The 23615-nt window shown below is 31.3% G+C and carries 24 protein-coding genes; 6 read left to right on the plus strand and 18 right to left on the minus strand.

Going from position 1 to position 23615, the window contains the following annotated elements:
• Window positions 1-7 precede the first annotated feature (7 nt).
• From FOC43_RS03685 to FOC43_RS03705, 5 genes are all read left to right on the plus strand, one after another.
• Window positions 8-1048 carry a D-alanine--D-alanine ligase gene (locus tag FOC43_RS03685; RefSeq protein WP_002785026.1) on the plus strand — a complete coding sequence of 347 codons (1041 nt, stop codon included), beginning with the start codon at window positions 8-10 and terminating at the stop codon, window positions 1046-1048.
• Between the two features lie 59 nt (window positions 1049-1107).
• Window positions 1108-1323, plus strand: coding sequence for a type II toxin-antitoxin system Phd/YefM family antitoxin (locus tag FOC43_RS03690; RefSeq protein ID WP_002776699.1), 216 nt, complete (start codon window positions 1108-1110; stop codon window positions 1321-1323).
• A gap of 1 nt (window position 1324) precedes the next feature.
• Complete coding sequence (locus FOC43_RS03695; protein WP_002780330.1) at window positions 1325-2056, plus strand: alpha/beta fold hydrolase; 732 nt, start codon at window positions 1325-1327, stop codon at window positions 2054-2056.
• Window positions 2050-3477, plus strand: a complete 1428-nt coding sequence (locus FOC43_RS03700) for a Mur ligase family protein (RefSeq protein WP_002785025.1) — start codon at window positions 2050-2052, stop codon at window positions 3475-3477. The genes FOC43_RS03695 and FOC43_RS03700 overlap by 7 nt, the downstream gene beginning before the upstream one ends.
• 148 nt (window positions 3478-3625) lie before the next feature.
• Window positions 3626-7135, plus strand: coding sequence for an acyl-[ACP]--phospholipid O-acyltransferase (locus FOC43_RS03705; RefSeq protein ID WP_002776696.1), 3510 nt, complete (start codon window positions 3626-3628; stop codon window positions 7133-7135).
• A gap of 78 nt (window positions 7136-7213) precedes the next feature.
• Here the strand turns inward: FOC43_RS03705 and FOC43_RS03710 are convergent, their stop codons facing one another.
• The 18 genes from FOC43_RS03710 to FOC43_RS03790 all read right to left on the minus strand — a co-directional run bounded on the left by FOC43_RS03710 (window position 7214) and on the right by FOC43_RS03790 (window position 22540).
• Window positions 7214-8125 (minus strand): AEC family transporter, encoded by a 912-nt coding sequence (locus tag FOC43_RS03710; RefSeq protein WP_002776695.1) that lies wholly within the window; start codon window positions 8123-8125, stop codon window positions 7214-7216.
• Between the two features lie 156 nt (window positions 8126-8281).
• On the minus strand, window positions 8282-9106 hold the full coding sequence (purU, locus tag FOC43_RS03715) for a formyltetrahydrofolate deformylase (protein ID WP_002776691.1): 825 nt from the start codon (window positions 9104-9106) through the stop codon (window positions 8282-8284).
• Window positions 9107-10222 (minus strand): tRNA nucleotidyltransferase/poly(A) polymerase family protein, encoded by a 1116-nt coding sequence (locus FOC43_RS03720; protein WP_002780402.1) that lies wholly within the window; start codon window positions 10220-10222, stop codon window positions 9107-9109.
• Window positions 10191-10688 carry an effector protein CiaD gene (gene ciaD, locus FOC43_RS03725; protein ID WP_002776689.1) on the minus strand — a complete coding sequence of 166 codons (498 nt, stop codon included), beginning with the start codon at window positions 10686-10688 and terminating at the stop codon, window positions 10191-10193. The genes FOC43_RS03720 and ciaD overlap by 32 nt, the downstream gene beginning before the upstream one ends.
• Window positions 10685-10933: a tetratricopeptide repeat protein gene (locus FOC43_RS03730; protein WP_087721326.1), complete on the minus strand. Its 249-nt coding sequence runs from the start codon at window positions 10931-10933 to the stop codon at window positions 10685-10687. Before FOC43_RS03730 ends, ciaD begins: the two co-directional genes overlap by 4 nt.
• A gap of 44 nt (window positions 10934-10977) precedes the next feature.
• Window positions 10978-11559: a LysE family translocator gene (locus FOC43_RS03735; RefSeq protein WP_004284218.1), complete on the minus strand. Its 582-nt coding sequence runs from the start codon at window positions 11557-11559 to the stop codon at window positions 10978-10980.
• Entirely contained in the window at window positions 11559-11879 is a 321-nt protein-coding gene (locus tag FOC43_RS03740) for a branched-chain amino acid transporter permease (protein ID WP_002776686.1), read from the minus strand. Before FOC43_RS03740 ends, FOC43_RS03735 begins: the two co-directional genes overlap by 1 nt.
• On the minus strand, window positions 11869-12549 hold the full coding sequence (locus FOC43_RS03745) for an AzlC family ABC transporter permease (RefSeq protein ID WP_002776685.1): 681 nt from the start codon (window positions 12547-12549) through the stop codon (window positions 11869-11871). The genes FOC43_RS03740 and FOC43_RS03745 overlap by 11 nt, the downstream gene beginning before the upstream one ends.
• The gene (locus FOC43_RS08870) at window positions 12546-12722 is read right to left on the minus strand and encodes a hypothetical protein (protein WP_002776684.1); all 177 of its coding nucleotides are present in this window, start codon (window positions 12720-12722) and stop codon (window positions 12546-12548) included. Before FOC43_RS08870 ends, FOC43_RS03745 begins: the two co-directional genes overlap by 4 nt.
• Before the next feature lie 13 nt (window positions 12723-12735).
• Window positions 12736-13071, minus strand: coding sequence for a chaperone NapD (locus FOC43_RS03750; protein ID WP_004284220.1), 336 nt, complete (start codon window positions 13069-13071; stop codon window positions 12736-12738).
• Entirely contained in the window at window positions 13058-13978 is a 921-nt protein-coding gene (locus tag FOC43_RS03755; RefSeq protein WP_002780405.1) for a WD40 repeat domain-containing protein, read from the minus strand. The genes FOC43_RS03750 and FOC43_RS03755 overlap by 14 nt, the downstream gene beginning before the upstream one ends.
• A gap of 4 nt (window positions 13979-13982) precedes the next feature.
• Window positions 13983-14507, minus strand: a complete 525-nt coding sequence (locus FOC43_RS03760) for a nitrate reductase cytochrome c-type subunit (protein WP_072212040.1) — start codon at window positions 14505-14507, stop codon at window positions 13983-13985.
• Complete coding sequence (gene napH, locus FOC43_RS03765; RefSeq protein WP_072212041.1) at window positions 14504-15289, minus strand: quinol dehydrogenase ferredoxin subunit NapH; 786 nt, start codon at window positions 15287-15289, stop codon at window positions 14504-14506. The genes FOC43_RS03760 and napH overlap by 4 nt, the downstream gene beginning before the upstream one ends.
• Window positions 15286-16026, minus strand: a complete 741-nt coding sequence (gene napG, locus FOC43_RS03770; RefSeq protein WP_002784911.1) for a ferredoxin-type protein NapG — start codon at window positions 16024-16026, stop codon at window positions 15286-15288. The genes napH and napG overlap by 4 nt, the downstream gene beginning before the upstream one ends.
• 17 nt (window positions 16027-16043) lie before the next feature.
• Window positions 16044-18818, minus strand: coding sequence for a periplasmic nitrate reductase subunit alpha (gene napA / locus FOC43_RS03775; protein ID WP_004284225.1), 2775 nt, complete (start codon window positions 18816-18818; stop codon window positions 16044-16046).
• A gap of 268 nt (window positions 18819-19086) precedes the next feature.
• On the minus strand, window positions 19087-19614 hold the full coding sequence (gene tpx, locus FOC43_RS03780; RefSeq protein ID WP_002776674.1) for a thiol peroxidase: 528 nt from the start codon (window positions 19612-19614) through the stop codon (window positions 19087-19089).
• Window positions 19615-19722: 108 nt separating this feature from the next.
• Window positions 19723-20454: a substrate-binding domain-containing protein gene (locus FOC43_RS03785; protein ID WP_031263639.1), complete on the minus strand. Its 732-nt coding sequence runs from the start codon at window positions 20452-20454 to the stop codon at window positions 19723-19725.
• Window positions 20455-20509: 55 nt separating this feature from the next.
• Window positions 20510-22540 (minus strand): ATP-dependent helicase, encoded by a 2031-nt coding sequence (locus FOC43_RS03790; RefSeq protein ID WP_002776669.1) that lies wholly within the window; start codon window positions 22538-22540, stop codon window positions 20510-20512.
• A gap of 121 nt (window positions 22541-22661) precedes the next feature.
• On the opposite strand from FOC43_RS03790, the gene FOC43_RS03795 reads away from it, so the two are divergent.
• Window positions 22662-23591, plus strand: coding sequence for a hypothetical protein (locus tag FOC43_RS03795; RefSeq protein WP_002776668.1), 930 nt, complete (start codon window positions 22662-22664; stop codon window positions 23589-23591).
• Window positions 23592-23615: the final 24 nt, after the last annotated feature.

Here is a 23615-nt window from a genome sequence, read left to right on the forward strand (position 1 = left end):
AAAAATAATGAAATTAGCGATACTTTTTGGCGGAAATTCTTACGAACATGAAATCAGCATTGTAAGTGCTGTGGTATTAAAAAAAGTGATAAATACGGATTTGACATTTATTTTTTGCGATGAAAAAAGGAGATTTTATTTAATTCCTAGCGAAAAAATGAATTCTAAAACCTTTAGCGGTGGTGCTTACCAAAAAGAAAAGGAGTTATTTTTAAGACAAAAGGCTTTTTATCATAAAAGTCTATGGAGTGAAAAAAACTTAGATTTAGATTGTGTGATCAACCTCATCCACGGAAGAGATGGAGAAGACGGAAAGATAGCTTCTTTGCTTGAATTTTTTGATATCAAATTCATAGGTCCTAGGGTTGAAGCAAGTGTTTTATCTTTCAATAAAGAGTTCACAAAACTTTACGCACAAAGCGTTGGGGTTAAAACTCTAGATTATCAAATGCTTAGAAAAAGTCAAAAGCAAGATTTTACAGCTCATTTTCCTTGCATTTTAAAGCCTGCACGACTTGGGAGCAGTATAGGGATTAGCATAGCTAAAAATGAAAAGGAATTGGATTATGCTAAGGATGTGGGTTTTGAGTTTGATACTGATATTTTGGTAGAGGATTTTAAAAGTAACATCAAAGAGTACAATCTTGCAGGATGTATGATCAAAGATGAATTTATCTTTTCAATCATCGAAGAACCAAAGAAAAAAGAATTTTTGAATTTTGAGCAAAAATATCTTAGTTTTTCAGGCCATAACGAACTTATCGAAGCTGATTTGAGCGAAGAATTAAAGCAAAAGCTTAAAGATAATTTTGCCAAAATTTATAATCCTTTATTTAAAGGTGCTTTAATCCGTTGTGATTTTTTCATCCTAGATAATGAAGTTTATCTGAATGAAATCAATCCAAATCCAGGCTCTTTAGCAAATTATCTTTTCAAAGATTTTAACAAAATTATAGAGCAACTTGCTCTAAGTATAGAAAGCGAAAAGAAGATTAAAATCACTTATGAATTTTTACATTCTATTAATGGACAAAAAGGCAAATTATAAAGCTTTAAGAGAAAGTATGTTAAATTTTACATAAAATTTTATGTATTTTAGGAAAATTTATGCTTTCTTTTAAACAAGATGAAATCTATACCGCCACAGAAGTTGTGCGAAACTTTAGCCCTTTGATCGAAAAACTAAAAAAAAGCGAATCGGGCAAAATGGTCATCTTAAAAAATAATAAATTTGAGGCCGTTTTGCTCAGTATGAAAGAATTTGAACGCTTGCAAAATGCTATGCAACTCTTAGAAAATATTTACAAAAACCAAAAGGTTTAAGATGGCGCTTGTAAATGTGATTTATAATAATGATACTTATGAATTAAGTTATGAAATTTTAAATCAAGATAAGAAAAAATCTTTACTCATATTGCATGGATGGGGTGCAAATAAGGAGCTTATGAAGCAAGCTTTTTCTAAAAATTTAAATGATTTTTGTCAAATTTATCTAGATTTACCTGGTTTTGGAAATTCAAGTGCGCCAAAAAGTCTTTATAGTCAAGATTATGTAAATATCATAAAAGAATTTTTAAAAGAAAAAAAACTTGATATTGATATTTTTCTAGGACATTCTTTTGGTGGAAAAATAGCTGCTTTACTTGTTTTGGATTTTCAAAAAGCTCAACTTGTTTTGCTTTCAAATTCAGGCATACTTGCAAAAAAATCTTTTAAAGTGCGTTTTAAAATCATGCTGTTTAAATTTCTAAAAAAATTGGGTTTGGGTAGATTTTATCGTTATTTTGCAAGCAAAGATGGAGCAAATTTAAACCCTTTGATGTATCAAACTTTTAAAAATGTAGTAGATGAAGATCTGAGTCAAACTTTTGCTAAAATCGACAATAAAAGCCTTATTTTTTGGGGGATTGATGATAAAGCCACCCCTTTAAAAAGCGGAGAAGCAATGCACAAGCTTATCAAAAATAGCGAATTTTATCCTTTAGAAGGGGATCATTTTTTCTTTTTAAAACATTCTTTATTTATAGCCAATAAAATCAAGGAAAACCAATGCTAACCAATACACTTTATTTTATCAATTCTTTGTTTTTTAATTTTTGTGTAGCTTTTTATCTTATGAGCGCTTTACAATGGTATTCTTATAAATTTAAACGCGTATTTTTTCACTATCATAGACCTTTGTGGCATTTGTATTTTTTATTTTTACCTTATTTTTTCTTTTTGACTTTTCCTTTATATTCTTTGGCGTATTTTGCACTTATTCATACTCCGATTTTATATTTTTGGAATAAAAGCATAGATAAAAAACTCGTCTTTACAAGTAAGGTTAAATGGTTTTTTGTTTTCGTATTTATTTACAATACCCTTTTTGCCATACTTGCTTTGCGTTTTTCTTTTCTTTTTAATCTTTTTGCCCTGCCTTTTGCTCTTATAAGTCTTAAAATCTTTGAGCTATTTAGCAATTTATATTTTAAAAATAAAGCCAAAGCCAAACTTCAAAACAATCCACAATTAAAAATCATACTCATTACTGCAAGTTTTGGAAAAACAAGTATTAAAAATTTCCTCTATGAGCTTTTAAAAGATGATTTTAAAACCTACAAAACCCCTCGCTCTGTAAATACCCTACTTGGCATTATCGCAGATATCAATACAAATTTAAGCGATGATACACAAATTTACATAGCAGAAGCAGGAGCAAGAGTAAAAGGCGATATTGATGTTATAACGCGTTTTTTAGAGCCTCAAATTTGCATTGTAGGAGAGATAGGAAATGCGCATTTAGAGTATTTTAAAAATATAGAAAATACGCGAAAAACCAAACTCGAAGCTTTAAATTCCAAAAGATTAGAAAAAGCTTTTTTACATACTAGCACCCAAAAAAGCGAAGATGAGCTTATCTTGCTTTACGATGATAAATTACAAGACATTCAAGCAAGTCTTCAAGGTTTGGAATTTAAGATCAATTTAGAAAATAAAACATATGAATTTAAAAGCCAAATTCTAGGAGATTTTAATGCTCAAAATCTTTGCGCTTGTATACTTTGTGCAAATTATCTAGGCGTAAAAATAGAAAAAATTCAAAAGCAAGTTTTAAAAATCAATTCAGTAGAACATCGCTTACAAATCATCTCTAAAGAGCCTAAATTCATCATCGATGATGGTTTTAATGGAAATTATAAAGGTATGAGTGCAAGCTATAAGCTTTGCAAAAACTATAAAGGGCGCAAGGTTTTAGTTAGCCCTGGTATAGTAGAAGTAGATAAGGATGAAAATGTAAAATTAGCCAAAATCATCAATGAATGCTTTGATCTTGCCGTCATCACAGCACAGGTTAATGCTGATATCTTTAAAAAAGAACTTAAAATAAAAACCATCATACTCAAAGAAAAAGCAGATCTTGTTAAGGTTTTAGCAAAAGAAACCCAACAAGGCGATTTGATACTTTTTTCTAATGATGCACCTAGTTTTATGTAAGTTTATCTTGTGAATAATTTTAAAGATAAAGATATTTAAGAAAGATTTCTAATTCTTATCTTAAATCATCTTCTATTTTATTGTTAGAATTTTATGATAAAATCAATGCCACTTTTATAAAGTTTTCATAAATTTAGGAGTAAATTATATGCAAAAAAATTCTTTTTTAAAAATCTATGGGCTCATACCCTTTTTGCTTGTAGCTTTCATCAATGCTTTTGTAGATTTAGGGCATAAAATCATCATTCAAAATACTATTTATAAGGTTTATGAAGGTAGCACACAGCTTCTTTTAACAGCCATTGTTAATGCTCTTATCCTTCTACCTTTTATTTTAATGCTTTCACCCTCAGGATTTTTAGCAGACAAATATCCAAAAAATCTTATCATGAAACTCTCAGCAGCTTTTAGCGTTATGCTTACGATTATCATTTGTATAAGCTATTATAATGGGGCTTTTTGGACAGCTTTTACACTTACTTTCATCATGGGAATTCAAGCTGCACTTTATTCTCCTAGCAAATACGGCTTTATTAAAGAATTAGTCGGAAAAGATTTACTTGCGATGGGAAATGGTGCAGTTAATGCAGTAAGCATCGTGGCTATACTAGCTGGAATGAGTCTTTTTTCTTTAAGTTTTGAAAGCTTATATGATATAAATCATAACAGCTCAGAAGAGGTTTTAAAGCAAGTTGCACCTTTGGGATTTTTACTTATACTTTTTTCACTCATAGAGCTTTACTTAGCGTGGCGTTTACCTAAACTTAAAGATGAGATAAAAGAATTAAAATTTGATTCTAAACGCTATTTGAGCGGAAAATTGTTGATGAGCAATTTAAAACTTATTTTTGAAAATAAAGTAATTTGGCTTTGTATCGTTGGAATTTCGATATTTTGGGCGATATCGCAATTATATCTTGTAAGTTTTCCCGTATTTAGTAAAAATGAACTTTTTATTGAAAATACTTTTTTTGTACAAGTTTCTTTAGGATTTTCAGGGATTGGAGTCGTTTTAGGCTCTTTAATAGCGGGTAGGTTTTCTAAAAATTATATCGAGCTTGGACTCATTCCTTTTGGGGCTTTGGGCGTGTTTTTAATGGCCTTGATTATGCCCTATTTTACAAGTTTGATTACATATAGTTTTATCTTTTTTATCTTTGGTTTTTGCGGTGCGTTATTTATCATACCTTTAAATTCTCTTATACAATTTCATGCAAAAGAAAATGAACTGGGTAAAATTTTAGCAGGCAATAACTTCATACAAAATATCGCCATGCTTACTTTTCTTGTTTTGGCAACTTTATTTGCCAATTTAGAAATCAATGTAATTTATTTATTTTACTTCATTACACTTGTTGCTTTTTTGGGTGCGATTTATGTAGTCTTTAAACTCCCTTTTTCTTTAGTAAGAATGCTTTTAAGCATAGCATTTTTAGGACGCTATCGTTTGCTTGTGGAAGGCTTTAAAAATATCCCTGAAAAAGGCGGTGCCTTGCTTTTGGGCAATCATATTTCTTTTATCGATTGGGCTATAGTGCAAATGGCAATTCCTAGAAAAATTTATTTTGTCATGGAGCGAAGTATTTATTCTAAATGGTATATCAAAATTTTTCTTGATAAATTTGGTGTCATTCCTGTTTCAAGTGCAGCAAGCAAGGCTAGCTTAGAGCTTATTGCAGAGCGTATTAAACAAGGGGATTTGGTTTGTCTTTTTCCTGAAGGCGTGCTTTCAAGACATGGGCAACTCAATGAATTTAAAGGTGGATTTGAACATGTTTGCTCAAATTTAGAAGAAGATGATGGGGTGATTTTACCTTTTTATATACGCGGACTTTGGGGTAGCACTTTTTCAAGAAGTGATGAGGAGTTTTCAGCTAGAAATCGCACCTTAAGCAAAAGAAATATCGCTATAGCCTTTGGTGCTCCTATGTCTTTACATTCTAAAAAAGAAGAGGTAAAAGCTAAAGTTTTTGAACTTTCTTTTATGGCTTGGAAATCTCAATGCGAAGCAATGCATACCATAGCAAGAGCTTTTATCACCAGCGCTAAGAGAAATCTTAGTAATATAGCTATAATCGACTCTTTAGCAGGAGCGATTAGCTATAGAAAATTATTGAGTCTTAGTTTTATTTTAAGCACCCTTATAAAAGAAAATTCAAAAAAAATCAATAGCAATTTTGAACGCGGATCTTATGCGCCCAAAGAAGAATGTGTAGGAATTTTACTTCCTGCTTCTTTTGCTAGTTCTTTGCTAAATTTAAGTGTCTTGCTTGCACAAAAAGTTGTAGTAAATTTAAATTTTACTGCGGGAGAAAAAGCCTTACAAGCAGCAGTAAAAAGTGCTCAAATTTCACAAATTTATACTTCTAAGAAATTCTTAGAAAAATTAGAAAGCAAAGGCGTGTCTTTAAATTTTGGTGAAGAAGTAAATCTTATCTACATGGAAGATGTGGTTGAAATCTTTAAAAAACAAAAAAGTAAAATTTTAGCAATGATGATGGCAGTTAGTATTTTACCTAGCTTTATATTAAAAGCGATCTTTGCTCCTTCTAAAAACAATCTTGCCATAGCAGCTATTCTTTTTAGCAGTGGTAGCGAAGGCACTCCAAAAGGCGTAATGTTAAATAACCGAAATATCCTAAGCAATATCGCTCAAATTTCAGATGTGCTTTGCACAAGAAACAACGATGTAATACTTTCATCCTTGCCACCTTTTCATGCTTTTGGGCTAACTGTTACTACATTTTTACCTTTACTTGAAAGTATTAAAAGCATTACTTTTGCTGATCCAACCGATGCTTTAGGCATAGCAAAAGCTGTAGCCAAAAACAATGTTACGATAATGTGTGGAACCTCGACCTTCTTAGGAATTTACGCTAGAAATAAAAAGCTTGATGCCATTATGTTTGAAAGCTTAAGAGTGGTTGTTTCAGGAGCTGAAAAGCTTAAAAGCGAAGTTCGATCTGCCTTTGAAATGAAATTTAAAAAGAGTATTTTTGAGGGCTATGGAGCGACTGAAACCACTCCTGTTGCAAGCGTGAATTTGCCTAATCGCTTTGATGCGGATTATTGGATAGTTCACCGCGCAAGCAAAGAAGGAAGTGTGGGCATGCCTCTACCTGGAACTGCAGTTCGCATTGTCGATCCTAATACTTACGAAACTCTAAAAACAAATGAAGATGGGCTGATACTCATAGGCGGACACCAAGTCATGGTAGGATATCTTAACAACAAAGAAAAAACCGATGAAGTCATCAAAGAAATCGATGGCATAAGATGGTATAACACCGGCGATAAAGGGCATTTAGATGAAGATGGATTTTTGTATATCGTAGATCGTTATTCGCGTTTTGCGAAAATCGGTGGAGAGATGATATCTTTAGGTGCTCTAGAAGAAGAAATCGCTAAATTCATCGATACAAATATAGTGAAATTTTGCACCGTAGCTTTAGAAGATGAGAAAAAAGGCGAACAAGTTGCCTTGCTTATAGAATGTGATGAAGAATTCTTTGAAGGTGTTTGCGAAGCTATAAAAAGCTCAAGTATGCCTGCTATTTTCAAGCCAAGTCGCTATCTAAAAGTAGAAAAAATTCCACTTTTAGGCTCTGGAAAAGTGGACTTAAAAGGCGCTAAGGAATTAGCAAAAAGCTTGGTTTAAAATAATAAATTTTTAGCAAAGAGATAAATACTCTTTGCTTTTTTAATTTTTTCTTATAATTCTTTCATATATTTAAATTTACGCCAAAGCCCAAACTAAAATTGGCATAGAAATAAAAGCAAAAAGCACTCCAAAAGCCACAGTACTTACAGCTAGATTGCTATCTAATTTAGCCTTCATTACCATAGCTCCTGCTAAAGTCATTGTAGGCGTGGCACTTTCTATGATGGCAACTATGATTGAAGCTTTCATTTCAAAACCAAAAAGCTTTAATAAAAGCACAAAAATTAAAGGTGCTAAAACCATTTTAGCTAAAATCACAAGAATAGTAGGTTTATAAGCAGTTTTAATCGCCATAAAACCAAGCCCCAAACCTATGGCAAAAAGTGCCACTGGAGTAGCTGCACCACCAAATAAACGAATAGGGGAAAAAATAAATTCAGGCAAGGATATTAATTTACACAAAAAACCCAAAAGCAAAGCCAAAAAAGGTGGAAAAGAAAGAATTTTTTTAATATTTGCTACCAAACTTACTTTTTCACCACTTCCCAAAGAAAGGATAAAAGGCCCCAAAAGAGAAATAGGCAAAGTAGTAGCTAAAGCATCATATAGTATTACTTCTGCGCCAAATTGCGCATTAGCAAAAATGCCTTCAACGATAGGCATACCCACAAAAATAGTATTTCCAAAGCAAGAGAGTAAAAACATACTCACTAGTGTTGCTTTTGAAAAATTAAAAATAAAACCTAAAAATACGACTATAAAAGCAGCAAGAGCACAACTAAAAAATCCTATAAATATCAAAACAATCAAAGAGAAATCAAAATTTAAATGATAAGCTTTATCGAAAATTAAACAAGGCAAAGCAAAAACGATAGCAAAATCTAAAAAGGTTCTTGCTTGTTTTTGTTTTAAGATACCCACTCTTTTAGCAAAATACCCACCTGCTAGTAAGATAAAAATCGTAAACAAAGGACTAAAAATAAACATACCATATCCTCTTCTTGTTTCATTACTTATAAAGATAATTTTAAAAATGGAAAAAATTATATTCTTTATAATTAAAAGAGAACTTAAAATGTTTTAAGTTTTATATTTTTATATAAAAATATAAAACTTACTTGCTTAAAAATACTCAATCTTTTATCAAAATACTATGGTTTTATTTTTATGTATAAAAATTCTATCATCAAAAACCAAATCAAGAGCTTTTGAAAGCACATTTTTTTCAACATTGCGTCCAGCTTGCTGCATATCTTGCCAAGTGTATTCATGACTTACAGGCAAAACTGCTTGAGTGATAATCGGCCCTTCATCAAGATTATTATTAACAAAATGTGCCGTAGCTCCAATAATCTTCACCCCACGCTCAAAAGCTTGTTTATAGGGATTTGCTCCCACAAATGCAGGCAAGAAAGAATGATGGATATTAACTATCTTTCCTTCAAAATGTTTGACAAAATCAGGGGATAAAATTCTCATATATTTTGCCAAAACCAAATAATCAAATTGATATTCTTTTAAACATTCTAAAACTTGTTTTTCCTGCTCTTCGCGCTTTAAATTTTCTGCACTGATGCAATGATAAGGGATTTCAAATTTTTCTACTAAGTTTTTAAGAGTGTCGTGATTAGAAATCACGGCTTTGATATTAGCCTCAAGCTCATTGCTATAATACTTGATCAATAAATCTCCCAAACAATGGCTTTCTTTAGTAGCAAAAACAATAATATCTTTCTTTCTTTTTTCACAAAGCTCTATATAAGCTTCTTCTCCCAACATCGCCTCAAGTGTCCCAACAAAGGCTTTTTTATCAAATTCACCCTCTAAAATAGCGCGGAAAAAAAACATTTCTTCGCCCACAAATTCATCATTTTTTACTATATTGATATGATATTTAAAAATCACATCAGAAATACGATAAATCAAACCTTTTTGATCCTTGGTGCAAATTTTTAATACAGAAATCATTTAATTTAACCTTTTAATATATTCATATAATTCATTTTCTCTTGCTTCTTTAAGCTTTAAACCCAACATTTTACCATAAATTCCAGCATCAAGAAAATCTTTTGCTAAAATACTTGTTTTAAATTTGTTCTCATAAAGTTTGAATTTTTTAGCCCACTTTATGCGCTCTTTATCCCAAAGCCCAAGCCATTCTTTTAAAGGCATATCCAAAGCAATACTTGCTAAATCAAAATCACTCATTTCATCAAGATAAAAAGCTTGATTTGCCTTTTTGAAATACTCTTTTTTTATTTTGCTTTTTTTAAAAAATTCCTCTTTGTTTAAATTAAAAAAATTTAAATACAAATACAAAAACAAAGCATCGTCTTTAACTACTTCTCTACTTTTTCTAAGCAAAGCTTGAAATTCCATGCTTTTAAAAGCACTATCAAAGCCAAAAATTTCTTTTTCCATATTAAGCTCTTGTAAATATTTATAGCCCACTTCAAGCTTAGAGCTTTTAAAAAATTTATAAAGCTCAGCATTGATCCTATCTCTGCTAAGATCTTTTATATTCATGCTTTGCATTAATTTTAAGCTTTCATCTGCTATTTTAAAATCAAATCTTGAAGCAAAAGCCACTGCTCTTAAAATTCTTAAACTATCTTCTTGAAAACTTGTTTGATCAATATGCCTTAAAATGCCCTGCTCTAGATCTTTTAATCCTCCATAAAAGTCTAAAAACTCATCATTAAAAAGATTGATCATCATAGAATTTATAGTAAAATCGCGTCTTTTGGCGCCTAATTTTTCATCATTACAAATTTGCACCTCAAAACCCGTATGCCCATAACCTGTCTTGTTTTCAGTTCTAGCAAGAGCAAAATCATAATTTTTAAATTTATATACAAAAAAACTTTTTCCAAAGCCTTGCGCGCCTAGTTTTTTCATCATTTTTTCAAAATCACTAGGCGTTATATCGTAAAGCTCTATATCATAATCATAAATTTCTAAACCTAAAAATAAATCCCTTACACTCCCACCAACCAAATAAGCCCTTTGAGTATAGGGACTTAGAAAATCAATGACAAATTTTAAATCTGCATTATTTTTTAAGCTTATCTTCGATGTTTGCAAGCAAAAACTCTAAAAAATTAATAGTTAATTGAAGTCTGTGTTCCAAATTCTCCTCCTTAACACTATTTAAACCCTCAAAAAGAACCAAAATTCTTTCTCTAAGGTGTTTTAAAAATATATCTTCATTAAGAGTTTGCACCTCTGCTATAATACTAGGGTTTAAAATTTCACTTTGCAAAACAGCCTCTTCTTTAACTGGCTCTTTATTTTCTTGATTTAATTCATCTAAATTTTTTATCTCTTCTTGAATTTTTTGCTCTTCTTCAAATTTCGCCATAGAAATTTTATCTTCTAATTCTTGCTCCAAAATAGGCTCTTCCTTAAGTTTAACCGTAGGCATATCCTCTTGAATTTGAGTCTTTCTAAGCTCTTCTTGTTCTTTTAGAATTTCACTTTGCCTTCTTTGTTCTTCCATGATAGAGCTAACTTCACTGATAGTTTTCTTTGCCAAATCTTCTAAATTCATATTTTTATCAACCACCTTTTAAATTCATTGATCTCTTCATCGCTTTTCATATTTATAAAAAAATCAAGCATTTGAGTATTTAAATCCTGATGCTTAGAACGAAACCCACTAAGACGACGCACTGCATCAATTGCATTTTGGTTATTAGGATCTTCTTTTAAAATATTTTTATAAATCTCTAAAGCTTCATCCTTAAGCCCTTGGGCTTCATAAATGGAAGCTTCTGTAACTGTGTTTTTCATTATCTTTCCTAATATTTTTTTTTAATTTTAGCAAAAAGCATTTTAAGTTAAACTTTATATAATACGCTAAGAGCCATTGCAAAGATAAACAAAGCGCTGATTTTATTGATTTTATCTAAATGCTTATTCATAAAGATCTTAAATATACTTCCGCCTAAAGCATAAAGACTTAAAGAGCAAAATTCTATCAACAAAATAATCAAAAGCAAAATATTTACATTCACTTGAAATTTTAAAAAAGAAGGCAAGATGGAAAACATAAAAATCCATGCTTTTGGATTAGAAGATGAAGCTATAAAGCCTTGGATGATAAGAGAAAATTTTTTCTTATGGATGATTTTTTCTTGAGTAATTTGACTTTTTGATTTAAACAATATAAAAGCAATATATAAAAGATATAAAGCACCCGCTATTTGAAAAAATTTAAATAAATTTTCATATCGCAAAATAAACTCTATCCCCAAAGCACAACACAAAACCACTAATGCTAATCCCACAAGCTCGCCAAATATCATCCATAAAGTATTTTTATATCCTAAAGAAAGTCCCAAGGAAAAAGCTAGGCTCATACACAATCCTGGCAGTAAAGAAACCGAAACAAAAGTCAAGATAAATAAAGTATAGTCCATTAAAACAATCTTAACACAAACATATAAAAAATAGTTCCTAAAATAATGCTAAGAAGTGCATTTTTAAAAAGCAGATGTATCAAAAATACCAAAATACAAGATACAATAAAATCAAGCCCATAAGGATAAGAATAAAAATCCACCTCATAAAAAGTATAAAAAAATAAAATGATGATGATAACTAAAGGCATATTATACTGCACAAAAAGCAAGTGATAGTTTTCTTTTTTATTTTTAAACAAAATAAAAGCTAAAACACGAGTTAAATAAGTCGCTAAAGAAGCTGCTAAAATCGCATATAAAATATTTTTATCTAACATATTTTTTTCCAAAAATCAAAATCATCAGAGCGATAAAAATACAAAAAGCCAACATATAAGGCTTGTCTATGCAAAATAAAGCAAAAAGTGCCACAAAAGAAGAATAAAGTAAAATTTTTAAATTAGGATTTTGTTTATAAAGCTCATAAGCTAGCACAATAAAAAGGGCATTAAGACTAAATTCTACACCCGAATAATCAATATTTAAACCCTGCTTAAAATAATAACCCAAAACAGAACCTATTACCCAATAAATTTGATTCAATAAACAAACTTCAAACATAATAAGCGATCTTTGCGCACGACTAAGATTTTTGATTTTCTCTTTAATAGAGCTTAAAAGAGCAAAACTTTCATCTGTTAAAGCAAAGATAATATAGTGCCTTAGAAAATTAATGGATTTTAGCTCTTTTAAAAGTGATAAAGTATAGAAAAAATGGCGAAAATTCAATAAAAACAAAGTAAAAAAAATCATCAAAAAAGATACATTTTGCGCCACTAAAGCTACTAAAAGAAATTGCCCAGCACCTGCATAAATAAAAATTGAACTAAGCAAAATTTCAAACAAAGAAAAATCTTTACTAGCAGCTAAAATTCCAAAAGCAGCCCCTAAAGGGATATAACCCATTAAAACAGGGATAGTAAGAAGAAAGAGTTCTCTTTGCTTCATTTTTTCTCTTTGAATAAATGTTTTAGATATTCTTCTCTTTGTTTATCTAAATTTGGATCGCTTTTATGAATTTGTCGCTCTTCTTTTACTTTGACATTTTCATCATTAAAATACAAATAATCAATACCAAAAATAATAGCTATAATAATAAGTAAAGGAATTAAAAAAACCATCTAAAAGCTTTAATCAAGACATTTGATTGTAAATACTACCATAATAACGAATATTTTCAGCATTTTCATTTTTTTCTATAGTTTGTATCGCTCCGCTATTTATAGCTTTCTGGATATCTTTATCCAAATCTTGATAAGAAAAAACCATATTTATACTGATAATATGAGGTAATTTTTCAAGCATTTTGTAAGACTCAAGCTCTTTTTCTAAACTTTCACTTTCTATCACAACGATGATTTTTTCATTCTCACAAAGCTCTATTAAACATGAAGGAATTTTTAAGATTTCTTTTTTTAATTCATCTATATGTTGTACTTTAGCTACGATCAAAACGCTAGAAAGATTCATCTAAACTCCTAAATACAATTTTATCTCCAAAGCCTGAGATAATCAATTCTCTTTCGTTGATAAAAATGATAATTTCACTCATTAAATTTTCATCCTTGAAAATTCTAACAGTTTTTAGGGTATTTGTATCAAAAACCTCATTAAAACCCTCTTCATTATCACTATACGCAGCCAATTTCCCACTAGGACTTAAAGCGCAAGTATAGATTAAAAAATCTTTTTGCAAAAAAGTTTGCTCTTCATTTTTTACCAAACCTATACGCCTATCTGTGCCGCAACTTATAAGAGTATCATTTTTAAAATCAACTTGATAGATATTATCTTTGTGCATTTTATCATAGTTTTTTAATATTTTCCAACTTTTCAAATCAAAAAGTTCCACCTCCCCACTTTCAAATCCTGCTATAAACTTGGTTTTTTCTTCATTTAAAGCTGCATCATTTAAACTAGAATGAGAGAATTTAAACTCATTTATACGCTTTAAATCCTTATCAACAAGCTCTATTTTAGAACCCAATAAAACCAAAAGATAGGTATTTTCATCTATAAAAAAAGCCTCTTTAACACTGCTTTCTTGAAGTGTTTGAATTTGAAGATTGTTATTATAAAGGCTTAAATTTTTTGCTCCAAAATCGCCTTCGCTAAGTATCAAAAGAGAATTTTGATAAACATCGATATTATAAATTCTAGCAAAATCACCCTCATAATAATTTTTAATTTTAGGCAAAGATAAAAGTTCTTTTAAGCTTTTATCTTTTAGATTATACTCATAAATCTCACCCTTATCAGTGCCTATATACAGCTCCTGCTGATCAAGCTTTAAAGCTGTAATATTTGAATTAAGCTTTAGCTCATAAGCAGGAGATAAAATATATAAAAAGCTTAAAATGAAAAGAATTTTTTTCATTATTTTACTCAACACCTTCATTAATTACATCGATTAAATTAGAACGATTTTTCAAGCCTTCATTTTTAAATTCAGCCTTAAAACTATTTCCAACTAAAGGTTTTGCATCACTTTGTGGAACATGACATTGGGTACAATTAAAGCGCGAATCACTGATCGCATCTCCTGTGGTTTTATTAGTTCTAAAATCATAATAATGACTCGCAGGAAGAGGAGTTGCGCCAACATCGGTTGCAATTGCTTTATCATGGCAACTAAGGCAGGTGTTATTATCCTTAGTAATAGGCAACATATCCTCAATAGTATGCGAAATAAGCGGTGGTGCATTTTCAAAAGAACGCTCAAAAAGCACAGATTCACCTGGCTGTAAAGCAGTAAAACTAGCATCGACCAAAGCTACCTTATTTTCATTTTCCAAACTTGCTTTCCTAAGTCCAATTTGCTCTGAACTCACCCCACTATTTAACGCACAAGCGGCTAAAAACATTATAGCAACGCTTCCTAGTAAAATCGTTTTCTTTTTCATTATTTTTTCCTTAAATCAAATATATTAAAATTTAAAGCATCATCGTTACACACTTCTACACAGCGTCCACATCTTATACATTCCCCCGAATTTACACTCGCGCTTTCTTTAGCTATCATCCAAAGAACTTGTTTTTCAGGACAAATTCCAATACATTTATAACACTTAGTGCATTTTTGATGATTGTGCTTGATTTTTAAAAGCGCAAAACGAGAGATGAGAGCATAAAAAGCCCCTAAAGGACACAAATGCGAACATATCGCTCTAGGACTCAAAAAAGCATCTATACAAAAAAGTATAAAAGCTATAAATATCCAAGAAGTGGTGCCAAAAATAATCCCTCTATGTATAATGCCTATATAAGACATACTTTCAAATACAGGCAAAGACAATACAAAAGAAAGAATTAAACTCAAAGCTAAAATATAATATCTTAAATTTTTACTTAAGATTAAAACCTTACTCTGTTTAAAAGCCATTTTAGAGCGAACAAAGGCAGCAAAATCAGTAATCAAATTTACAGGGCATACCCAAGCACAAAAAGCACGACCTAAGAAAACTCCATAAAGAATTAAAACGATCAAAGCTCCCATAAGTGCCATTAAATCTATGCTAAAACTTGCTAAATAAATTTGAATCACTGCAAAAGGATCGCTTAAAGGCAGGGTATCAAAAAGCCTAGAAGAACTTAAATTTCCTTTTAAGATAAAATCCGTAGCCTTAAAACTAAAAAGAGCTAAAATTCCGATTTGAACGATGCGTCTAGCGATTAAATACCTCATCAAAATTCTCCCTCATTTAAATAATTTGTTGCCTTTTTAGCATCAAAATATTTAGAAGTATCTGCATCTTTTATACGATCTTCATCCTCTTGATCCCAGCCCTTTACATAATGCGAACCAGCCTTACCTAAAACATACTCGCGTGGTAAAACACGAATAGCAGGCTTTTCCGTAATACACGCAAGCTCGCAAAGCCCACAGCCTACGCATACTTCATGATCAACACTAGGCAATAAAAAGGCGTGCTTAGCAGTGCGCTCATTGCGTTTAAGTTCAAGTTTTAAAGCCCTATCTATCAAAGGACAAGCTCTATAACAAGCATCACACTGAATTCCCCAATGCGCTACACAAGAAGCACTATCTACGATCGCAATACCCATTTTTAAAGATTCTATGCCCTGCTCTAAATGTTTTTTATCCAAAGCATCGGTTGGACATTCCTTAATACATGGTATGTCCTTGCAAAGATAACAAGGAATTTCTCTAGCCTTAAAAAAAGGAGTTCCGTTTTTTGCACTATCTAACAAAGTAGCAAGTTTTAAAGTATTGTATGGACAGGCTTTTACACACAAACCACAACGAATACATTTGCTTAAAAATCTCGCCTCATCTTCAGCTCCTGGTGGCCTCAAGGCGTAATCATCGTCAGCCTTTAAGCTTAAATTTGCCAAAAATCCACCCGCAGTACAAAGACACAAACCTTTAAAAGCACTAGCAAAAAATTCTCTTCTATCTTTCATCAAATCAAACCTTTATCTTAAGCTTTATAGATTTTTACCGCACATTTTTTAAAGTCAGTTTGCTTAGAAAGTGGGCAAGTTGCATCTAGAGTAACTTTATTGATATATACATTCTCATCAAACCAAGGCACATAAACAAGTCCTACAGGTGGTTTGTTTCTGCCACGCATATCTACTCTTGCTTTTACTTTACCACGACGCGATTCTACCCAAACTAAATCTCCTTGATTTAAACCTAATTTTTCACCATCTTTTTCACTCATATAACAAAGTGCTTCTGGAACAGCACGGTAAAGCTCTGGCACACGCATAGTCATAGTCCCACTATGCCAATGCTCTAAAACCCTTCCAGTTGAAAGCCAGAATGGATACTCTTCATTTGGTCTTTCAGGTGCTTTCATAAATGGTCTAAAGAAAATTTTAGCTTTATTTTTAATACTATGTTCTTTTTCATCCTTAGGAGCTATCAAATCCCCATTGGTAAGCATTTTATTAAATTCACCATAGAAAGCAAAATCTGAATTTGGAGCAGCTTTTTTGGCATAATAATCAAATTTAGTATTAAATCTCCATTGTGTTTCTTTACCATTTACCACTGGCCATCTTAGACCTCTTACTTGATGATAAGTGTTAAAATCAGCCAAATCATGACCATGGCCTAAACCAAATTTACGATACTCTTCCCAAAGATATTTTTGAACAAAAAAGCCATATCCTTTAAATTCTTTTCCATCACTGCCTTGAATTTTTCTTTCATCACCCTTAACTTCACTATTGTCATAATCTTTCATAACAGCATCATTTGAAGTAAAGCTTTTTGCTTCTTTATTGGCAAATAAAACATCAAAAAGCGTATCATCTTCGCTATAACCCATAGCTTTTGCTTCTTCTAGTACACTTGGTAAAGTAAGCTTACCATCTACTTTTTGTTCTTTCCAAACCTCTTTAAGCTTAAAGCGTTTTGCAAATTCTAAAATTTGCCAAGTATCACTCATAGCAGCACCTACAGGTAAAACTTGTTGTTTCCAGTGTTGAGTTCTTCTTTCAGCATTACCATAAGCACCCCATTTTTCATAAATCATCGCACTTGGCAAGATAAGATCGGCTACTTTTGCTGAAATTCCAGGATAACAATCACTCACAACGATAAAATTATCCATATCTCTAGCTGCTGTGATCCAGTGATTTGCATTTGCGGTATTTTGCCATGGATTATTCACTTGCACCCATGCAAATTTAATTTTTCCATCTTCTAAATCTCTCATGATATTAAGATAAGGAGAACCTGGTTTTGGGTTGATGGTCTTTGCAGGAACTTTCCAAATTTTTTCAGAAATTTCTCTGTGTTTTGGATTGGCTACAACCATATCTGCAGGCAAACGATGCGAGAAAGTTCCTACTTCCCTAGCTGTTCCACAGGCACTTGGTTGTCCTGTTAAAGAGAAAGCCCCACTACCTGGCTTAGCTTGTTTGCCAAGTAAAAAATGCACCATATAAGCTTGTTCATTTACCCAAGAGCCTCTTGTGTGTTGGTTAAAGCCCATAGTCCAAAAGCTCACTACTTTACGATTTTTTTCTATATATAAATTAGCCAATTCTTGGAGTTTTTTCTTAAAATCTTCTAAAGATTCATTATCATCACCCTTGGCTACTTTTGCGGTATATTCTAAAGTATAAGGTGCTAAACCTTTTTTGAATTCTTCAAAAGAAATTTCCCAATTCTTATCAGCTACGCCTTGATGTTTCATTTCAAATTTATCACCCGCTTTCACACCAAGATAAGAAAGAGAGGTTGCTTCTTCTTCATCTAAAGTGATTGCATTTTCTTTTACAACGGTATCTTTTTCGCTTTCTTTAAATTTTGGATGGTTTGGATTATTTCTCATGCCATAACCAATATCTGCATAACCTGTTGCAAATACACAATGATCTTTAATGAATTTTTTATCCATAGCTTCAGGATGATTATAAACAATCTCTCTTGCTATATAGTTCCAAATAGCTAAATCTGTATTAGGTTTAAAAATGATTTCAATATCAGCAATATTTGAAGTACGATTAGAAAAAGTGCTTAAATTCACAATTTTAACTTTATCAAGATTGCTTAGCTTTCTATCGCTAACTCTTGACCAAAGTATAGGGTGCATTTCAGCCATATTAGCTCCCCAAGTGATGATAGTATCGGTAAGTTCTATATCATCATAACAGCCTGATGGCTCATCTACACCAAAAGTTTGCATAAAACCAACCACTGCAGAGGCCATACAATGTCTTGCATTTGGATCGATATTATTTGTTCTAAAACCCGCTTTTGCAAGTTTTAAAGCAGCATAACCTTCTTGGATAGTGTATTGTCCACTACCAAAAATCCCTATACCTGTAACGCCGAGTTCATTGTAGGCTTTTTTAAATTGTTTTTCCATTTCATCAAAGGCTCTTTGCCAGGAAACTTGCTTGAATTTTCCTTTTTTGTCAAATTCTCCCTTATCATTCATACGAAGCAAAGGCATAACAAGACGATCTTCTCCATACATGATTTTAGCGTTAAAATATCCTTTAATACAATTAAGACCACGATTTACAGGAGCAGCAGGATCACCTTTGATTGCTACAATTTTGCCATCTTTTCTAGCTATCATAATTCCACAGCCCGTTCCGCAAAATCTACAAACGGCTTTATCCCATTTCCATTCTTCCTCTTGTGCGCCAAATACTGGGCTTGGGGCACTAAGACCTGCAACACTAGCAGCACTCGCAATAGCGGTATTTTTAATAAAATCCCTTCTATTCATACTCTAATCCTCCAAAATAATAAAAATCATTTTATTATAAAAAATAGAAAATAAAATTATCTTGAATTTTTTGCAAAAAATAATAATTTCAAAGCCCTATTTTATAGGACTTTTATTGTCCTTTTATCATTTTTGAAATAATAAGATTATAAAAAATAAAACAGGCTAGAAAACTCTAATCTAATAAAAATATAAAATAATGTTTGATAAATGATTTTGTTTGAAAAGCTAAGAAAGTAGCCCCATTGGGGGCTTTATATGTAGAAAATTAATGACAACCGCATCCGCCGCAGCAGCTAGAGCCACCAAAAAATGCATCAAGTTTTGCAATATCTGGCATTTCTGTCACTTCACTTACTAATTCTTTATAAGCGATTTTACCATCTTTGATTACAAATACAGCACGAGCTAAAAGACCTTCTAATGGACCTTCACCAATTAAAACGCCATATTTTTCTCCAAATTCTTTTGCTACAAAATCGCTAGCAACACTTAGATTTTCTATACCTTCAGTACTGCAAAATCTACCCATAGCAAAAGGTAAATCCATACTTACAACTACAACTTCAGCTCCATTGTAGCTTGCTACTTTTTTGTTAAATTCTCTTGCTTCAGTTGCGCAAACTGGAGTATCTAAGCTTGGAAGACTTAAAACAATTTGTGTTTTACCTGCAGCACCAATTTCAATCGTGCTTAAATCTTTAGCCTTAAGTCCTACTTTAGGAGCATCTGCTCCAACTTCTACTGAATTTCCTTTAAGTTTTACTGGGTTTCCTTTAAAATTTACTGAACTCATTTTGTCATCCTTTATTTTTATAAATTGAAACATTTTTGTAATTTTAATGTTTCGAAAATTATTATATCTTAATAATTATTATTAATTCTTTAAATACTCAGCTTAAAATCACTCAACTTCATTCCAAGCATGTTTTTTCCAAATTTTTTGGGCTTCTTTACTTTGAATAAATTTCACAAATTCTAAAGCTTGTTTATTTTGAAGTCCTTTTTTGGTAGGAATGATTTCAGCTGTGCGATAAACTGCTGCTTTTTCATCTTCGATAAACAAAGCCTTATCTCCTAAAACCTTAGCCCAATGCGACCAAATAATTAAAGCGTCTATGTTTGGATTGTTGTTCCACTCATCTATAGCTATTTTAGAATTTTTAGCATAAACTTTAATATTTTTACGCAACTTGACCAAATTTTCTCTTTTACCATCTTTTAAAGCCATATCCTCATAAAGTCCAACTTGACCTGCACCATCAACAACCATAACATTTACATTATCTTTTAAAATATCCTCAAAACTTTTGATATTTTTTGGGTTATTAGGACGCACGATGATACCTGAAGGACGGGCATTTAAAACAACCAAATCTTCTAAATTCAAGCTAGGAATTCTTTTGATAAATCCATCCATCATAGAAGTATTACCCGAAAAAATCAAATCCGCATCTTTTCTAGCCTTTTTAAACCACGATGGGGTAGGACCTGCAGTCACTACAACTTTTTCTTTAGTTTTTTCTTCAAATTTCAATGCTAGTTCTTTCATAACCGGCGCAGGACCGCCAGGACCATAAATTAAAACTTCAGCATTTAAAAAACTTGCTGCGACTAAACTTAAAAAAATAAATATTTTTTCATATTTTAAACCTTTCTTTCAATGATATTTATTTTGAAAGAAAATGTTATCAATCTATGGTTAACTCTCCCTTGCAAAGCCCTGCTTCTATAAGAAAACGCGAAGGTGTAAAAGCAGTTTTTTTATTTTTGTCGTATTTTGCATAGCTAAGATAAAGTATATTTTTAGCCCTTGTTACCGCAACATAAAACAGCCTTCTTTCTTCTTCCAAGCTTCCGCCCATGCTCATAAGTTTTTGATTAGGAAAACGCCCTTGTGCAAGATCGATCACAAATACCAAATCAAATTCCAAACCCTTGCTTGCATGCACGCTAAGCAAATTTACACCCTTGCCATTACTCATCTCGCTTGCACCTAGGGTTAAAAAATTATAATACTTATAAATATCGCTATAATTTTTAGTGAGTTCTTTTAAAACATTAAATTTCGTTTCTATCTTTTCTAAATTTTCTTTTTTTCTTAAAAGATCCACTTGCCCTGCTTTATTTGTCGCTCTTTTGATGGCTAATTCTTCGCAAATTTCCTTATAAAAAGAATTTTCACAAATTAAATTAACCAGTGCTAAAGAATGTTTTGTTTCCATAGCTTTTTTTAAGAAAAAATAAATTTTTTCTAAATTTTTAGCACATAAATCATTAATCTTTGAAAGTTTTAAGATAGGATGAGCATTGAACTCACTCTCAAATTTAAAACGATTTTCACTGGCTAGTTCTTCTAAGTCTGCAAAAAGCCCAAGCTGGTAATTTCTTTTTTGATGGTTTTGCAAATTTACACTTTTATCAGGTTCTAAAAAACCCCTTATCAAGCTACCATGACCTAATTTTAAAAGAGCATCAAAAATTTCCTTTGCTAAAACTCCGCCTACTCCTTTGGTATACTGAACCAAATGAATAAATGCCATGATATCCTTAGGATTTACCACAAGAGCAAGCATAGCACTAAAGGCTTTAACCTCCAAGCTTTCAAAAAAACTCCCGCTGCCTTTTCTCACACTTGCGATCCCCTGCTCTCTTAAGGCCACCTCGATACCATCTGCACTCGAATTATTGCGAAAAATAACAGCAATTTCTTCCAAGCTCACTCCGCTAGTAAGTATCATTTTGGCTATATTTTGATATTGATCAAACAATTCTTCAAAAGTCAGTAAAGAAGGGGCTTTAAATTCATCTTTTCTTGTAACTATAAGCTCCTTTGGATAGAGTCTTTCGTTGTTTAAAATTACCTTATTTGCCAAAGCTAGAATACTTCTTGAAGAACGGTAGTTTTTGTTTAGAGAAAAAATTTGAGCATCCTTAAAACGCTGCTTAAATCCACCTATTATGTTAATATCTGCACCATTAAAAGCATAAATACTTTGATCATAATCCCCCACACAAAATAAGCTCTTACTCTCAAAAGCCTCGATTAAAGAACTCTGAAGCGCATTAGTATCTTGATATTCATCTACCAAAATTTCATCAAATTCGTATTTTTTTTCATTTAAAAGAGTTTTTAAATTCAAAAGTAAATCGTTAAAATCTACATAATTAAAACGCTTTTTTTCTTCACTGTATTCTTTTAATATATCTTCATAAATTTCTGCATAAATACTTTGATCTTCATAATTTACGCAAAACCAATGGTAAAAATCTTGATCATAAGCCTTGTTTTGAAATAAAGAATATATATCATATAAATAGCTTGACTGATAAGGTTTTATATCACTTAAATGTCTAAAGGTTCTTTTTTCATAAACACTTTTAAGTAGGGTTTTTAACTCACTGGCCTGTTTTAAAACCACATCTTTATTTGCGCTTTTAAGCAAGGTATAGGCTGTGCTATGAAAAGTTCCTGCTAAAATTTTTCCTGTAATATTTTTGTCAAAATATTTCCCCAAACGGCTTATCATTTCTTTACTGGCTTTATTAGTAAAAGTCAAAAGCATGATTTTTTGCGGCGATACACCTTGGCTTAAAAGATAAGAAATTCTTGCAACTATGGTAGAAGTTTTTCCCGTCCCCGCGCTTGCTATGATCAGATTGTGTCCAAAATTTGCAGTAGCAGCTAAATACTGCTCTTCATTTAATCTAGAAAGTGGCATTTTTTTCCTTAAAAAGCACGAATTATAGAAAAAAAATGCTTAAAAATATAAAAATTTAACATTTATTTATATTAATATATAGTACAATATTCAATTTATTTTATTTGTTAAGGAATTAAAGATGAATTTTAAATTTTTTTCTATTATTGTAGGGATTTTAGTCGTTGTGATTTTAATACTTAGCGGAACTTATTACTATCTTTTTGAGTATTCTAAACCTAGCTATACACCTATAACACAAACTTCAACAGAACAAAACCAATACAGCAATAACACCCATACAACAACCCAAAACTCTTATGTTTCTGATATTACAAATACAAATAATGAAAATATAAATTTAATACAAGACAAGCAAGATGAAAAGGATGCAAATAACATCATTAACGATGACAACAAAAGCGATACAAAATCTTCTCAAATTACAAAACAAAACAATGAAGAAAAACTAGCAGCGATTGAAAAAGAAATCAGTAAACAGCAAAAAATTTTAGAACAAGAAAAAATATTTAAGCCTCAAAATACAAATAACAATAAAACAAATTATCAAGCTAAAAAACTAAGCCCAGCGCAAGAATATTTAAGCTTGGGAAAAAATAGTCGCCTTGAACCTCAACTAAGTACAGAAAATATGAAAGTTTATGTGCTTGATGGTAAATTCTTAAGCGATTATAGAATCAAGCTTTTAAAAGATATGTTAGCGATTATAGAAGATAATTCTAAAGACTATTTTCTTAGTGTTTTTGTTAAAATGCTGCCTAAGGGAGAAATGAGTTTAACTATTTACAATAAAGATATTATTTTCTCTGATATGAAAAAATCTTATAAATATATAAGTATGGATAAAATTTCACCTTATATTAAAACCCCTGAAGTGCTTAATCAATATGTAGCACGCGAAGAAATTATAGAAAGATTTAAGCTTCAAACTAAAAAAGAAGGAAAAGGAAGTGAATTTTCTAAGCATATAAATAGCTTAAAAACTGGACTTAACAAGGCTCAATACTTTTTTCCATTTTGTGAAATCATAGAAATTACTTCCGTAAAATAAGCCGCGTAAAAAAGGTAAAAAATA

Origin of the sequence: Campylobacter coli, assembly GCF_009730395.1 — a bacterium.
GTDB lineage: Bacteria > Campylobacterota > Campylobacteria > Campylobacterales > Campylobacteraceae > Campylobacter_D > Campylobacter_D coli.

Excerpts from the sequence above, each read along its gene's own strand:
- FOC43_RS03685 (WP_002785026.1), top strand. The coding sequence starts at position 8 with ATGAAATTAGCGATACTTTTTGGCGGAAATTCTTACGAACATGAAATC.
- FOC43_RS03690 (WP_002776699.1), top strand. The coding sequence starts at position 1,108 with ATGCTTTCTTTTAAACAAGATGAAATCTATACCGCCACAGAAGTTGTG.
- FOC43_RS03695 (WP_002780330.1), top strand. The coding sequence starts at position 1,325 with ATGGCGCTTGTAAATGTGATTTATAATAATGATACTTATGAATTAAGT.
- FOC43_RS03700 (WP_002785025.1), top strand. The coding sequence starts at position 2,050 with ATGCTAACCAATACACTTTATTTTATCAATTCTTTGTTTTTTAATTTT.
- FOC43_RS03705 (WP_002776696.1), top strand. The coding sequence starts at position 3,626 with ATGCAAAAAAATTCTTTTTTAAAAATCTATGGGCTCATACCCTTTTTG.
- FOC43_RS03710 (WP_002776695.1), bottom strand. The coding sequence starts at position 8,125 with ATGTTTATTTTTAGTCCTTTGTTTACGATTTTTATCTTACTAGCAGGT.
- purU (WP_002776691.1), bottom strand. The coding sequence starts at position 9,106 with ATGATTTCTGTATTAAAAATTTGCACCAAGGATCAAAAAGGTTTGATT.
- ciaD (WP_002776689.1), bottom strand. The coding sequence starts at position 10,688 with ATGAATTTAGAAGATTTGGCAAAGAAAACTATCAGTGAAGTTAGCTCT.
- FOC43_RS03735 (WP_004284218.1), bottom strand. The coding sequence starts at position 11,559 with ATGGACTATACTTTATTTATCTTGACTTTTGTTTCGGTTTCTTTACTG.
- FOC43_RS03740 (WP_002776686.1), bottom strand. The coding sequence starts at position 11,879 with ATGTTAGATAAAAATATTTTATATGCGATTTTAGCAGCTTCTTTAGCG.
- FOC43_RS03745 (WP_002776685.1), bottom strand. The coding sequence starts at position 12,549 with ATGAAGCAAAGAGAACTCTTTCTTCTTACTATCCCTGTTTTAATGGGT.
- FOC43_RS08870 (WP_002776684.1), bottom strand. The coding sequence starts at position 12,722 with ATGGTTTTTTTAATTCCTTTACTTATTATTATAGCTATTATTTTTGGT.
- FOC43_RS03750 (WP_004284220.1), bottom strand. The coding sequence starts at position 13,071 with ATGAATCTTTCTAGCGTTTTGATCGTAGCTAAAGTACAACATATAGAT.
- FOC43_RS03755 (WP_002780405.1), bottom strand. The coding sequence starts at position 13,978 with ATGAAAAAAATTCTTTTCATTTTAAGCTTTTTATATATTTTATCTCCT.
- napG (WP_002784911.1), bottom strand. The coding sequence starts at position 16,026 with ATGAAAGATAGAAGAGAATTTTTTGCTAGTGCTTTTAAAGGTTTGTGT.
- napA (WP_004284225.1), bottom strand. The coding sequence starts at position 18,818 with ATGAATAGAAGGGATTTTATTAAAAATACCGCTATTGCGAGTGCTGCT.
- tpx (WP_002776674.1), bottom strand. The coding sequence starts at position 19,614 with ATGAGTTCAGTAAATTTTAAAGGAAACCCAGTAAAACTTAAAGGAAAT.
- FOC43_RS03790 (WP_002776669.1), bottom strand. The coding sequence starts at position 22,540 with ATGCCACTTTCTAGATTAAATGAAGAGCAGTATTTAGCTGCTACTGCA.
- FOC43_RS03795 (WP_002776668.1), top strand. The coding sequence starts at position 22,662 with ATGAATTTTAAATTTTTTTCTATTATTGTAGGGATTTTAGTCGTTGTG.